Genomic DNA, 13,955 nt, shown 5'->3' on the forward strand with positions numbered 1-13,955 from the left:
AATATTCAGTTATAAATGAATCAACTACAGACTCAGCAAAGTCAAATTATTCTAATGAAATAGCTCTTCCAGAGGTAAATTACAATCCAATTAAGCCGGGCTCAGCTGTACTAACTATGCCTCTCTGCGCAGCACTTCCAGCGGCGGCCGGTTCAAAATGCCACGGCTATTCAGCAGACCTACGGTAAGCGTGAGCGCGGCAACAAGCACAAAAATAATAAGCAGCGGCCATACTACTGGCACAAACTCCACCTCAAAGCTGAATACAGATAGTGCCCACGAAGCACCAAAAGCAATTGCACAGCCAATAAAGGCAGCCAGCTCACCAAGCAATAAATATTCGAGTGCGGTAATAGCAAAAATCTGCCGGCGGTTAGCACCCAGCGTCCGAAGCAGCACACTCTCCTGCACCCGCTGAAACTTGCTTACATTTACAGACCCCACCAACACCAGAAGACCGGTAAAAATGCTGAAAAGCGCCATAAATTGAATAACAAAGGAAATTTGACTCACTACCTCGTCCAGCGTCTGCAGAATAAGATCGAGGCCAATAGTAGAAATATTAGGATACTGCTCCACCACCTTGCGCTGAAACTGGGCTGCTTCCTGCTCATTGTTAGTCCGTGTCATGAGCACATGAAACTGCGGCGCATCCTCCAGCACACCAGCCGGAAAGACCACTAAAAAGTTGCTCTGTACACGATTCCAATCCACCTGCCGCAAATGACTAACGCGTGTAGCAATAGGAGCTCCCTGCACATTAAACACCAGCGTGTCGCCTATTTTCACTTTCATGCGTTCGGCGTACCGGTCTTCCAGCGATACAGGCACCAGGTCACCATTTACCGACTGATTTGCCTCCCAAGTACCCTCAGTGGTTTTTTCTGCATCAGACAGTGTGTTCCGGTAGGTGATCCTATACTCCCGGGTAAACACCCTTGGAGAGATTTCGAGCGTTGTATCAGCTCTTACATCGCTTAAGGTTAAGCTATTAATCTTCTCCAGCCGAACTGTTACAATAGGATCATAATAGATAATAGGCAGTCCTTCATTTTTGGTTAAGGCTCCGATCTCTTCCCGCTGCACATTTTGTATATCGAACAGCACCAGGTTAGGCTGATTTTCGCTGCCGGCAATAGAAACCTCGCTCAGCAGGGTGCGCTGCACCATAAACAACGTGCCGATAAGCGCTGTGCCAAGGCCGATAGAAACCATGAGCAACAGTGTCTGGTTATTGGGCCGGTACAGGTTTGCCAGCCCCTGCCGCCACACATAACCCCAGTTAGTGGGGAAAAACCGACGAACGGTCCACGAAAGGAGTTTCGCCAGCGATGCCAGCACCAAGAACGCAGCTACTACCCCACCTGTAAAGTAGCCAGCCTGCCACCAGGTGCCCAACTGCCACCGCGAAAACAGCAGGATAAACAGCAGAATGAGCGCATAAACCACCCAGCGCAATGGATCTTTCTGGTTGGTGAGGTGTTCTACATTCGCTCGTAAGGTAATTAATGGGGAAACCTGCCGGATGGAAAGCAAAGGCAGCAGCGCAAACAGCACAGATACAAACACTCCCAACATAACGCCCTGCAAGGCAGCACCCACAGAGAAATAAGCATCTACGTTTACAGGCAGAAATGCTTTAAATAACTCCGGCAGTACCAGTTGCACCACACTGCCAATCGCTGCGCCTATCAGTCCGCCTAAGAGGCCCATGCCTGAAACCTGAAAAAGGTACACCAGAAAAGCCTGCCTGCCGCTCATGCCCAGGCATCGCAGCACGCCGATGGTCTTCAGCTTATCGCGCATGTACACGTGCACAGCACTGGCAACGCCAACACAGCCAAGCAGCAGCGCCACAAACCCCACCAGGGCCAGAAAGCGGGCAAGTTCGTCATACGACCGGCCCATGCTTTCTTTGCGGGTCTGCACCGTATCGTAAAACATGCCGTATTCTTCTAGTCGCGGTTCCAGCTTTTTACCCAGTGTGTCTGGTTCTACGGTGTCTGCCAGGTCGTAATAAAAGTAGTACGACACCCGACTGCCTCGCTGCACCAGACCGGTTTCAGGCAGGTATTGCTTTGGAATGTACACCACAGGAGCCACAGCTGCCGTCATGGCTGTTTGGCCGGGTATGCGCCGCAGCGCGCCTTCGATCACAAAAGTCTGGTTCCCTACCCGAATAGAGTCTCCGGCTTTGGCTTCGTACTGCAGCATCAGGTTGTAATCTACCAGGGCGCGTCTGCCGGAGCGGAAGGTCCGACTGGCCTCCTGTGGCACTGTTTCTATTTTACCAAAGTATGGAAAGCCGCCTTCCAGTGCCCGTACCTGCACCAGCCGGGTGGCATTTCCGTTTACAAAATAAACCATGGAGAGCAGGCGGTTCTCATTGGAGCGACTGCCCAGGTCACGAACAGAGTCTACAAGGGCCGTTGCCAGGGAATCAGGTTCTTTGTTCATGCCAATAACCAGGTCCGCCCCGATAAGAGAGCGCGCCTGCTCATCAATAGCCCGTTGCAAGCTATCGCGGAAGGAGTTGATGGCTACCAGTGCCGCAATACCCAGCACAATAGATGAAAGGAAAAGCAACAGCTTTCCCCTACTTCTCCGCGTATCGCGCCAGGCCATCCGAAGCAGCCAAGGCACATTAAGCTTTGGTTTAACTGGCAGGTCGTTATCTAGCTCAGAAACAGATTCTTTATATTCAGTCATTCTTTTAAGGTTTGGGAGTAATTTTCACGAAGCAGATCATTACCTACCAGCACAGCATGAACTGCACAAGCTATTTAATTAAAATTTGCCTGTGCAGTTTATGCCATTTTACTGCCGGTGCCACGACCAGCACCTAAATTTACTCCTGATTATATTTTGCTACAGCTTTGTCACTGATTACCTGGCCGCCTTTGATGCGGATAATGCGTTGGGTTTTCTCAGCAAGCTCCAAATCATGGGTTACCAGCACAAGGGTTGTGCCTGCTTCCCGATTCAGGTCAAAAAGTAAACCTTCTACGCGCTCGCCTGTTTCTTCATCAAGGTTACCCGTAGGCTCATCGGCAAACAAAATAGAGGGCTTGTTAGAAAAAGCACGTGCCAACGATACCCTTTGCTGCTCCCCACCGGAAAGTTGAGTCGGGTAATGGTCGTGCCGCTCCGCCAGGCCCACCCTGCCAAGCAGTTCCATAGCCTGGTTCTGCACGTTCCGCTCCCCCCGCAGTTCCAACGGCACCATCACATTTTCAAGGGCCGTGAGAGTCGGGATCAGTTGGAAGTTCTGAAAAATAAAGCCAACGTACTGGTTACGCACCTGCGCTCTTTTATCTTCAGATAAGTTGTCTAACCGGATGCCGTTTAGAATTACAGAACCGGTGCTGGATCGGTCGAGGCCAGCGCACAAACCGAGCAAAGTAGTTTTGCCGCTGCCAGACGGACCAACAATGGAGCAGGTATCGCCAGCCTGGAGCGAAAAAGAAACATTTTCGAGCACTGTCAGTTCACGGTCGCCACTATGGTAAACTTTGCCCAGGTTTTGAATATCAAGTATAGTTGTCACAGATATAAGATTAATTTTGAGGTGTCTGGTACTATTGCTTCTCCAGACAAGTTCATTTATAAAACCCAATAACTATTGTAGTGCGTTATAGGTTTTGAGATAGATTGCTTTAAATTTAGGAAACTTACTTTTTTTATGTCTAAAAAGATAACATTTTTGAGCTTTTGCCTTGCCGCAGGGCTCTTGTTAACAGGTTGCGACAATGGCGAACAGCGGAATGTGCAGGAGGAAACGCAGCAAACAGCCACAGCAACCCCAGACGCTACAGGAAAATCGAAAACAGAAAGAACCAAAACAATTCTCTTTTTTGGAAACAGCCTCACCGCGGGTTACGGCTTAGAGCCTGACCAGGCTTTTCCTGCCCTTATACAACAGCGCCTCGATTCGCTGAAACTGCCCTATAAAGCTGTTAATGCCGGCCTGAGTGGCGAAACATCGGCAGGGGGTAAAAGCCGGATAGACTGGCTCTTGCGCCAGCCAATTGATGTTTTTGTTTTAGAACTTGGCGCTAACGATGGCCTACGCGGCATAAACCCTACTGAAACCTACAGCAACCTGGCTACTATAATAGATAAAGTAAGGGAGAAGAACCCTCAAGCGCAGGTGGTGCTGGCTGGTATGCAGATGCCTCCCAGTATGGGACAACAGTTTACGCAGGAGTTTAGAGAAGTATTCTCCAGGCTGGCAGAAGAAAAAAATGCAGTCCTAATTCCGTTTTTGCTGGAAGGTGTAGCCGGTAACAGAGAGCTAAACCAGGGAGATGGCATTCATCCGACCATAGAAGGCCAGAAAATTCTGGCCAATAATGTATGGAGTGTTCTGGAGCCAATTTTGAAGCAGGAAAAAATTTAAAATAATTGAAGCTAATTACAATAATAATTTCCCAAAATACTAAATATGGCATAAGTATTGCTATGGATAAGACGGCTAAAAGTTGGAAATTTATATTTTCAAACTCAAGAGAGGCTCCCCAAAGTACCGGGGAGTCTCTTTTGTTTTTTAGGCCATTTCAGTCCGAACCAATCCCTTATTCCGCTACTTCAGATTTCATTTTCTCTGCCAATAGGTAAAAAGCGCCTTTCGTTACAATACGGGCATCTGCCTTTGTGTCTGCAACAGATTTTATCTCCGTAAATCCAGCCTCTGTAACGCCTGTTTCTACTGGTGTCAACCTAAAAGTATTGGCCGCTTCCTGCACAAATATATATGGTTCATTTTTATAACGAACAACGGCTTCTTCGGGCAAAGCAAGTAATTCTTGCTTGCCTGCCACTATTTCTGCATTCACATACATACCTGGCAAAATTTTTGCCTTGCCGCTGTTCTCCAGTTCCGCGTGTACCCGCACCATACGTGAATCACCTTCAAACGCTTTTCCCAGGGAAAACACGCTTGCCTTTTGCTGCGCTGCAACACCGTTAGGTATAGTGAACAACACTTGCTGGCCAACTTCTATATTTTCAAAATCGCGTTCAAAAACCAACAACTGCAGATGTAGGTGGCTATTGTCTACTACCGCAAACATTTCCTGCCCCGGTTGCGCATAAGAACCCAGATTTATAGCAATATTCTGTACAAAGCCGCTAATGGGAGCAACAATGGCCATGGTCGCTGTCACTTTCCCAGCCTCTACCTGCTTAGGAGAAAGGCCTAGGGAGCGGAGGTGTGTTCTCAGAGAATTAAGCCGGGCCTGCCGCACTTTTACGTCAGTATTAGCCTGTTCAAATTTTTTCCGCGCGCCAATCTGCTCTTGGCTAAGAATCTGCTGCCTTTCCTGGTCCAGTTCGGCCATGGCTAGCTGACTTTGGGTGGTAAGGTACTCTTCCTGCAGCCTGATAAGCTCCGGGTTTTCGAGTGTGGCGAGAATTCTGCCCTTCTGCACATACTGGCCATCTTTAACTCTAATAGATCTTACCACACCACCCATTAAAGGATTAATACTGGCCTTGTTTTGAGGAGGAAGCTCAATCTGTCCGTTAGCCTTGATGCGTGCTGATAAGGATCTATTCTGAATCGTTCCAATTTCTATCTCACTTATTTGCTGTTGTTGGGCCGTCAGTTGTACCATGTCCTCTGGCAAGGCAGTTGCAGTGGCTTCCGGAGCAGGAGTCTCCGTTGCAGTTTCTTTACTTTGTTCTGTACAGGCCGCAAAAGATATTATTCCTGCAGTCAGTAAGCTATATAAAAATCGGTTCATGGTTATTCTATTCCTGTTGAAAATTCAAGTTGAATGATAGTTTGGTTGTACTCCCGCAGAGCGATCAGGTAATTTGCCTTCAGCAAAAAGGCTTGTTCCAGTGCCTGGACATATTCTACATAGTCGATCTCGCCAGCGCTAAAGCTCAGTTCCGCCGCTTTAATCATCTGGCTTGCCTGGTTAAGAGCCCCCTGTTCAAAATAGGTAAGTGTGGAAGTTTGTTTTTGCAATTCCTGCGCCAGGTTCTGAATTTCGGCTAGCAGCAATTGCTCCTGATAGCTAACGCTTGTGCGGGTAGCTTCTTCCTGCAGACGGGCAGCTTTAATTCTGGCCTTTTGAGCACCAAACCAAAGAGGCACTGCAATACCGGCCTCCACACCAGCAAATCGGTCACCTGCGGTGTACCTGCCGCCGGTTCCTTCCACGGGTGTTTCTCCAATAAAGCTTTGGTTGAAGTAACCAATCGTAAAATCTGGTAACAGACGAGATTGCTCCAACTTAGTCTGTCGCTCTGCTACCTGCACACCTTGTTTTAAAAAGGCAAGATAAGGTGTAGAGGCAGGCAAACTGGTATCGCTTAGGGCGGGCACCAGGCGTTTAGTTAGCTCTTCTTCTATTACCTGAACTGGTTCTGTTGCCTGCAGAAGCACCAGCAGTCTTCGGTTGGCAATCTGCACATCGGCCTGCACCTGCTGGAGCTCTGTTCGCAGGGCCATGCTCCTGGTTTCGGCAGCAGCCTGCTCCAGATACCCTGTTTCGCCAGTTTTAAAGCGAATGGCGGCGGCCCGGGCGAAGCGGCTGAAAAGAGAATCCTGCTGTTGCAATAGTCTTTGCCTGGCTCGCTGGTACTGCAGGGCATAATAAGCCTGCTTTACCTCGCGCACCAACTCCCGCTCTGCCAGCACCTTTCTGGCTGAAGCCTGCCCAATGGTGGCATCGGCTAATTTTGCCTGGTTGGCATATACTGTAGGAAAAGCAAATTGCTGTGAAGCCGAAATATATGTATCCCTGTTCATCGTACTGATCTGCCCCCTGCTGTAGCCCAATTGTGTCTTCGGCAGGTCAATAGAAGCTCCTCGTAAGGCAATCTCACGGTCTACTAACTGGGAGGTAGCTTTAAGATCAGGATTATTCATTTTAGCATCCTCCAGCAGTTCCTGGAGTGTCATTTCTTGTTTAGGTGTTTCCTGTGCCTTCGCCGGTATGGCGGCTAATGCCCCTACACCAAGCAACCCAACCAAAAGGATAGGCCAAGAAATATGATAAGCCTGACTCACAACTACTTTTGGCCTTTCTTTTGAAGTAAAGAAATAGTACAGCACCGGCAGCACAACCAGCGTAAGTAAAGTAGAAGTAAACAAGCCACCGATAACAACTGTCGCCAAAGGGCGCTGCACTTCGGCCCCGGCTGAACCAGACAAAGCCATTGGCAAAAAGCCAAGAGCCGCTACTGAAGCAGTCATGAGTACCGGTCGTAATCTGACACGTGTTCCTCTTATAATACGCTCATATACATCCGTAACACCCTCTGCTTTTAGCTGGTTAAAATAACCAATGAGCACAATGCCATTTAGTACGGCCACACCAAATAAAGCGATAAAACCAACGCCTGCCGAAATGCTAAAGGGCATACCCCGAAGCCAAAGTGCAAAAATACCGCCTATTGCAGAAAGCGGTATTGCGGTGAAAATCAAAAGGCTTTGCTTCACCGACTTGAAGGTAAGGTAGAGCAAAAACAGGATGAGCAACAGAGCTGCCGGAACAGCCACAGAAAGTCGCTTCTTGGCATTTACCAGGTTTTCGAACTGCCCGCCATACGTTACAAAATAGCCGGCAGGCAGGTTTAGCTCCTGCGACAGCTTGCCTTGAATCTCCGCCACAATAGATTCCACATCGCGGTTGCGCACGTTAAAGCCTACCACAATTCTACGGCGGCCTTCTTCTCGCGAAATCTGCATTGGGCCATCTTCAAAGCGGATATCGGCTACCTGCTGCACTTGTACCTGACCTCCGGCCGGAAGCGGAATAAATAAACTTCCTATATCGGCAAGATCTTTGCGCGACTCTCCCTCCATGCGCACTACCAACTCGAACCGCCGGTCCCCCTCGTACACGGCCCCTGCAGCCTGCCCAGCAAACGCAGCACGTAGCACAGTGTTGACATCGGCCACCTTAAGCCCGTACTGCGACATACTGGCGCGTTTATATTCAACCACAATCTGAGGGAGACCCGTTACTTCCTCCACGTACACATCCTGCACGCCTTCAACAGGCGATATGAGTTTATCTACCTGGGCACCCAACTCAGAAAGCTTATTGAGGTCGTCGCCAAAAATTTTTATGGCTACATCTTGTTTAGACCCAGTCATGAGCTCATTAAAGCGGAGCTGCATGGGCTGCTGAAAACCATAATTCATGCCCGGCAATACTTTTAGTGCCTGATCCATTTTGCCTGCCAGTTCCTGGCGGTTGCTGGCGCTGGTCCATTCATCTTTCTCCTTGAGCAGAATCATAACATCGGCGGCTTCTATAGGCATAGGATCTGTGGGAATTTCGGCTGTACCAATTTTGCCAATCACGCCTTCCACCTCCGGGAACTCCCTTAGCAGTATCTCACTTACTTTGGTGGTGGTACTAATAGTTTGACTGAGCGAGGCACCCGGCACCAGCCGCAGGTCCATGGCAAAGTCCCCTTCCTCCAGGTCCGGCAAAAACTCGCCTCCCATGCTGTTAAACACAAACAGGCTGAAGGTAAACAGCAGCACCGCCAGGCCCACAACAATGGCTTTAAATCGAAGAGCCAAATGAATAATTGGTGTGTACAAGCGCTGCAGAAAACCCATAATGCGATCTGAGATGTTCTCTTTGTGCTTTGACTTTTTACTGAGAACCAATGTTGAGATCATAGGCACATAGGTGAGCGAGAGAATAAAGGCACCCAGAATGGCAAAACTCACAGTTTGGGCCATTGGCTTAAACATTTTGCCCTCGATGCCCACTAGTGCCATAATCGGCAGGTATACAATCAGAATAATCAGCATCCCAAAAGCAGCGGAGTTCATAATATTAGAGGCGGCAGACTCCACTTCTTTGTCCATTTCGGGCTGAGTGAGCTTACGTAAGGGCAAATTTTGATTTTTGACCACGATAAAATGTAGCACGCCTTCCACAATAATCACGGCGCCATCTACGATCAGGCCAAAATCGATGGCTCCCAAGCTCATCAGGTTACCGGACACGCCAAACAGGTTCATCATACCCAAGGCGAACAACATCGAAAGCGGAATAACAGAGGCCACTACCAAACCTGCCCGCAGGTTACCCAGCAACAGCACCAAAACAAAAATAACAATCAGGCCCCCTTCAATTAAGTTTGTGGCTACGGTGCTAATGGCCTTGTCTACCAGTTTGCTCCTGTCCAGGTAGGCTTCCACCATGAGCCCTTCCGGCAGCGAGCTTTGAATCGCCTCCACTTTCGCCTGAACATTCTTTATAACTTCTGAAGAGTTGGCGCCCTTTAGCATCAGCACGATACCGCCTACCACTTCGCCATCGGTATTTCTGGTGAGGGCGCCGTATCGCACCGGGTGCCCATACTGCACCTGCGCGACATCGCGCACTAAAACAGGCACCCCCTGCCGGTTAGCTACCACTACCTGCTCTATTTCCTCTAAAGTGTTCACGAGGCCCAGGCCACGAATAAAAAAAGCACTTTGGTTTTTCTCGATGTAGGCTGCACCGGTGTTCTCGTTGTTGGCATCCAGGGCTGCTACCACTTCTGCCACTGTCAGGTTCATGCTGCGTAGCCGGTTTGGCTCCAGGGCCACCTCGTATTCTTTCACAAAGCCTCCGAAGCTGCTTACATCGGCCACACCAGGTGTTCCGAGCAGTTGCCGCCTCACAATCCAATCCTGGATGGTGCGCAGCTCCATAGCACTGTATTTTTTGCTGCTCCCCGGCTTGGGCAGCAGCACATATTGGTAAATTTCTCCCAGACCAGTAGTAACAGGTGCCAGCTCCGGCGTACCTAACTGGGCCGGTATCTGGCGTTCTGCTTCGCCTAACCTTTCAGATATCATTTGTCGGGCCAGGTACTGATCTACCTTATCTTCAAACACAACGGTTATGACAGATAAGCCAAAACGGGACACGGATCGCATCTCTACCACATCAGGTACGTTGGCGAGGGCAATCTCTATGGGAGTGGTAATAAAACGCTCTACTTCCTGAGCGGCCAGCGTAGGTGATGAAGTTACCACCTGCACCTGGTTGTTGGTAATATCGGGCACAGCATCTACCGGCAACTGTGTGAGGCCATAACCTCCCCACAATACCAGGCAGAAAACCATTAACCCAATTACCAGCTTGTTCTGTATAGAAAACTGAATAATTTTAGGGAACATGAGTATTTTGGATTAACTAATGAAAAAGCTTTAACACCTGTGCCTTTCGCTAAAAGGAAGAGGTGCAGACACAGCAATTACTTAGACCAAAAAACAAATTGGCCTGCAGTCAGTCTTAAAGTGCAGAGAAGGCACAGCAGGTATCCAGCATTAGGATACAGTCCTTACAAAGCACATGTAACTGAAGTTGTTCAGAAGTTAAACCAAGGGTCTAGGCGGTCGCCAGAAGGAGTAATAACAGGTAAGCTGTCGCTCCGATGGATAGGTAATGGCTTTACTCTTTGGTTTAAAGTAAAGCTTAAAAACAAACTGCTCCGGCTCTACGGTAACCGTGTAAGTGGCGCAGCAGCCACAACTGCAAAATATGGGGCAGCTGTCTTCATGAAAAGGAGAATGCCCGGTAGAATCAGACACATCTGCCAGGTTAGGATGATGCTCGCTGTGGTCCAGTACCTTATCGGTGCATGGCAAACAGGCCATCCAGCACAAATAAAAGCAAAAGAACAAAGCGGTAAAATTCATGCGGCAAAGATAAGCATTCGCATCTAAAATTTAATGGTTAAACTTTAATTTAAAAGCTTTAACAAGATTCTTTTACTACAAACAGGTGCGTATCTTTAGTAAGCCCTCTTTTGCTGGGAGCTACCATCCTTTGAACCTGCGGGAACTTACTTCTGACAGGTTAATAAATTATGCTAATGAAACCGGTCTTCCAGAGGCATTTTAGAGAATATAGAAGCTAGATTTAAGCTTCAAGACTTATTCTGAAACTGGTGTTCTAAAAACTGACTCGCCAGTAGCGGCGCACCCTGTGGAGTTTTACCAGTAGTTCAAAAACCCCACATCAGTACATTTTATCATCAGCACATTAATTAAATTCTGCTAATGAAAAGTGCCTTCCAGAGCTGTTTTAAGTTTTTTACCGCAAGGGGCCCCTTTATCTTTTTAAGCTATTTTTCTTGATGAAAGTAAATTTATAACCAAAAACAGCGCTTAAAACACTCATACTAAAATATTTACCATACCTAAACCTCCTCAGTAAAAAAAATTTCAGAAATTTAAGATACCTCAGGCAACCTCCGGCTAAGGTTTTTACATCTTAGAGACAAAGAGCAACAAAAAGCTCAGATCAAAACCAAAACATACACTATTTGTAAAACAATTACCCAGCGTGACAGAACAAGAACTGATAGCAGGTTGCCAGCGGGCAGAAAGTAAAGCGCAGAAATGCCTTTACGAACGCTTTGCGGCTTCCATGTACGGGGTTTGTCTTCGCTACCTGAAAAACCAGATGGATGCTGAAGAGGCGCTCCTGAACGGTTTTATGAAAATTTACCAGCACATTGGTCAGTACGAGGCAAAAGGCAGTTTTGAAGGTTGGGTAAGACGTATTATGGTAAATGAGGCACTTGGCTTTCTTCGTAAAAAGGAGCCGCTGCACATGGCGATAGAAGACAGCCATATTCAGGTAGCCGCGACAACCGGTGCAGACCAGGAACTGGCAGAAGAAGAATTACTGGAGCTGCTCCAGAACCTGCCCGCAGGCTATAGAGCCGTATTTAACCTGTACGCCATTGAAGGCTATGGGCATAAAGAAATTGCTGATATGTTAGGCATAACAGAAGGCACTTCGAAGTCGCAGTTGAGCAAGGCCCGGGCCATGCTCCAGCGCAGATTGAGCGGCAACGAAGCCATTGCCAAGTAAAAGGAGGAACAACATGAAACCAGAAGAAGTAGATAAAATTTTTAAAGAGCGTTTAGGCAACTCCTCTCCTACACCGCCAGCCGACCTTTGGAACCGGCTGCAGGAGCGAATAGAAACTGAAATGCCGCAGGCCCAGCCTGAGCAGGAAGATAAAAAGGGGGTGTTCCTGGCGTGGTACCGTAATTATGGAGTGGCAGCCGCTGTGGCCTTGTTACTTGCCGCAGGACTTGTATTCTTCAGCCTCAGGCAGAACCAAACCGAAAAGGCTCCTGCCCTGGCACAAACAGAGAAAACGGCACCCGGCACACCAGAGACTATAGCCCAAAACACTCCAGCTCAACAAGCCGAAGCTCCTGGAGCGGTGGTAGCAGAACCAGGCAAGCCTGAAAATATTACGTCAACCGAACCAGCTTCTCCGGTTGAGAAACAGGCGGCACCTGCTAAGGCCATAGCCAAGACGGCTCCGGTTAAAAAAACAAATACTGTAAAGCAAGTGGAGCCACTTGCCCCAGCTGCGCCTGAACGTGCTTTGGCTACTCTAACCGAACAAGACAAACCGGAGGTAATTATACCAGAAGCCCGTGTTACCACAGCAGAAAAACAGGAGCGCGTCGAGATTATTATAAAGCGTTCCATGAACTCCCAAACTGTAGCCATGCAGCAACCGGAAAAGGATGAGCCCCTCACTGGCCTGGATAAAAAGCAGCAGGTAGCGAAAAGCATCTTTAAACAAGTTAAAAATATCGCCTTGGGCGAACCAGTAGAGCTTTCTGATCTTGGTATTCACACAGATCAGATTGCCCTGGAAACTCAAATAGGAAAACAAAAATTCTCAAAAGTCATTAATCTCTAATCCTAAAATCATGAAACGATTATTCCTACTCATTACGGCCATTTTCATGGCTGCCGCTACCGGTGTGTCTGCCAAAGGCGGTCTTACCATAGGCGAACGCTTTGGTGCCCAAGATACCATAGTAGTTAAGATGCCAAACGGAGCTAAAATGGTGCTCTTTCTGGATAACATGGAGCAGCTACAGGCCTTCCGCAACTACAGCCTCGACTCTCTTATAACGGTTATCAGCAAATATGCCGGCGAAGTAGATAATCTGGAGCGTACCAGCAAGGCAACTAACTCCAAGCAAATGACCGTTACCATTACTCCTTCTGAAAAAGGAAGCAGCTCCGACGCCGAGCAGGTTACCATTATGGTACAAGGCGCTGACCAGAACGACACCACCAAAACAGAACGGCACGAAATCCGCATCAACAAAAACATTAAAATAGATGTGGAAGTACGGGAGGATGGCAAAAACACCAGGGTAAATGTAAACACCCCTTCCCGCTCCGACAGCACCAAAACTAAAAAAGAAAAACCCTTCAAGCCTACCCGTTTCGGACTGGACCTGGACCTTGGCCTGAACACTTTTGTAAATCAGAACGAGACACAGGGCGGATCTCCTATTCCGGACCTGAAACCACTCGGATCGCGTTATGTGAGCATCAACTGGCGCATGACATCGCAGGTAGGCGGAAGAACAAGTCCCTTCTATGTTATTTCTGGCCTGGGGTTCGCCTTTAACAACTACATGTTCGATAGAAACTATGTAATAGAGGAAGATGTAAACGATATTACCTACTTCAGAAGAGCAACTGACATCAGCTACGCAAAATCAAAGTTAACGCACTCCTCTGTTAACCTGCCGATTATGCCGATGCTCAAATTTAAGCGCGCTAACGGTAAGGAAGGCTTTAAAATTGGCGCTGGTGGTTTTGCAGGTTACCGCTTAGGCAGCCACTCTAAACTGAAATACAGCGAAGGCGGCAGCACCGAAAAAGACAAAGTGCGCAGCAACTACAACCTCAACGACTTCCAGTACGGCCTGACAGGCGTAATCGGCTACGGAAACCTGGACCTTTTCGTGAAATACAACATGAACAGCCTGTTCAGAGACGACCGCGGTCCGGATGTAAACGTGATCAGCTTTGGTTTCCGGTTATTATAAAATTAGTTTCTACCACAAAAAAGGTTCTGTTGCCCTTGCAGCAGAACCTTTTTTGTGGCTATTACGCAACCTGAAAGAAATTATCTAAATGAATTTGCCC

Annotated in this window: 9 protein-coding genes; 4 read left to right on the top strand and 5 right to left on the bottom strand. The window is 48.1% G+C overall.

Annotation, left to right across the window (positions count from 1 at the left end):
- Window positions 1-114: 114 nt before the first annotated feature.
- The gene (locus ACMA1I_RS02790) at window positions 115-2,709 is read right to left on the bottom strand and encodes an ABC transporter permease (protein WP_337066730.1); all 2,595 of its coding nucleotides are present in this window, start codon (window positions 2,707-2,709) and stop codon (window positions 115-117) included.
- 139 nt (window positions 2,710-2,848) lie between these two features.
- Window positions 2,849-3,547, bottom strand: coding sequence for an ABC transporter ATP-binding protein (locus ACMA1I_RS02795; RefSeq protein ID WP_337066731.1), 699 nt, complete (start codon window positions 3,545-3,547; stop codon window positions 2,849-2,851).
- A 135-nt stretch (window positions 3,548-3,682) separates the two neighbouring features.
- On the opposite strand from ACMA1I_RS02795, the gene ACMA1I_RS02800 reads away from it, so the two are divergent.
- Entirely contained in the window at window positions 3,683-4,399 is a 717-nt protein-coding gene (locus ACMA1I_RS02800; protein WP_337066732.1) for an arylesterase, read from the top strand.
- A 175-nt stretch (window positions 4,400-4,574) separates the two neighbouring features.
- On the opposite strand, the gene ACMA1I_RS02805 is transcribed toward ACMA1I_RS02800, so the two are convergent.
- From ACMA1I_RS02805 to ACMA1I_RS02815, 3 genes are all read right to left on the bottom strand, one after another.
- Window positions 4,575-5,744 (bottom strand): efflux RND transporter periplasmic adaptor subunit, encoded by a 1,170-nt coding sequence (locus ACMA1I_RS02805; RefSeq protein WP_337066734.1) that lies wholly within the window; start codon window positions 5,742-5,744, stop codon window positions 4,575-4,577.
- A gap of 2 nt (window positions 5,745-5,746) precedes the next feature.
- Window positions 5,747-10,147 carry a CusA/CzcA family heavy metal efflux RND transporter gene (locus ACMA1I_RS02810; RefSeq protein ID WP_337066735.1) on the bottom strand — a complete coding sequence of 1,467 codons (4,401 nt, stop codon included), beginning with the start codon at window positions 10,145-10,147 and terminating at the stop codon, window positions 5,747-5,749.
- Window positions 10,148-10,345: 198 nt separating this feature from the next.
- Window positions 10,346-10,669: a hypothetical protein gene (locus ACMA1I_RS02815; RefSeq protein ID WP_337066736.1), complete on the bottom strand. Its 324-nt coding sequence runs from the start codon at window positions 10,667-10,669 to the stop codon at window positions 10,346-10,348.
- Between the two features lie 649 nt (window positions 10,670-11,318).
- Between ACMA1I_RS02815 and ACMA1I_RS02820 the strand changes: the two genes are divergently transcribed.
- The 3 genes from ACMA1I_RS02820 to ACMA1I_RS02830 are packed head-to-tail and all read left to right on the top strand — an operon-like array spanning window position 11,319 to window position 13,855.
- Window positions 11,319-11,852: a sigma-70 family RNA polymerase sigma factor gene (locus tag ACMA1I_RS02820; RefSeq protein WP_337066737.1), complete on the top strand. Its 534-nt coding sequence runs from the start codon at window positions 11,319-11,321 to the stop codon at window positions 11,850-11,852.
- Between the two features lie 13 nt (window positions 11,853-11,865).
- Complete coding sequence (locus ACMA1I_RS02825; protein ID WP_337066738.1) at window positions 11,866-12,705, top strand: hypothetical protein; 840 nt, start codon at window positions 11,866-11,868, stop codon at window positions 12,703-12,705.
- A 10-nt stretch (window positions 12,706-12,715) separates the two neighbouring features.
- Window positions 12,716-13,855 carry an outer membrane beta-barrel protein gene (locus ACMA1I_RS02830; protein ID WP_337066739.1) on the top strand — a complete coding sequence of 380 codons (1,140 nt, stop codon included), beginning with the start codon at window positions 12,716-12,718 and terminating at the stop codon, window positions 13,853-13,855.
- Window positions 13,856-13,955 lie beyond the last annotated feature (100 nt).

The sequence above is a fragment of the Pontibacter sp. 13R65 genome (genome assembly GCF_047525655.1).
Classification (GTDB): domain Bacteria; phylum Bacteroidota; class Bacteroidia; order Cytophagales; family Hymenobacteraceae; genus Pontibacter.

What these genes read in the sequence shown, in the direction of transcription:
- ACMA1I_RS02790 (WP_337066730.1), bottom strand. Translation starts at nt 2,709, where the DNA reads ATGACTGAATATAAAGAATCTGTTTCTGAGCTAGATAACGACCTGCCA.
- ACMA1I_RS02800 (WP_337066732.1), top strand. Translation starts at nt 3,683, where the DNA reads ATGTCTAAAAAGATAACATTTTTGAGCTTTTGCCTTGCCGCAGGGCTC.
- ACMA1I_RS02805 (WP_337066734.1), bottom strand. Translation starts at nt 5,744, where the DNA reads ATGAACCGATTTTTATATAGCTTACTGACTGCAGGAATAATATCTTTT.
- ACMA1I_RS02810 (WP_337066735.1), bottom strand. Translation starts at nt 10,147, where the DNA reads ATGTTCCCTAAAATTATTCAGTTTTCTATACAGAACAAGCTGGTAATT.
- ACMA1I_RS02815 (WP_337066736.1), bottom strand. Translation starts at nt 10,669, where the DNA reads ATGAATTTTACCGCTTTGTTCTTTTGCTTTTATTTGTGCTGGATGGCC.
- ACMA1I_RS02825 (WP_337066738.1), top strand. Translation starts at nt 11,866, where the DNA reads ATGAAACCAGAAGAAGTAGATAAAATTTTTAAAGAGCGTTTAGGCAAC.
- ACMA1I_RS02830 (WP_337066739.1), top strand. Translation starts at nt 12,716, where the DNA reads ATGAAACGATTATTCCTACTCATTACGGCCATTTTCATGGCTGCCGCT.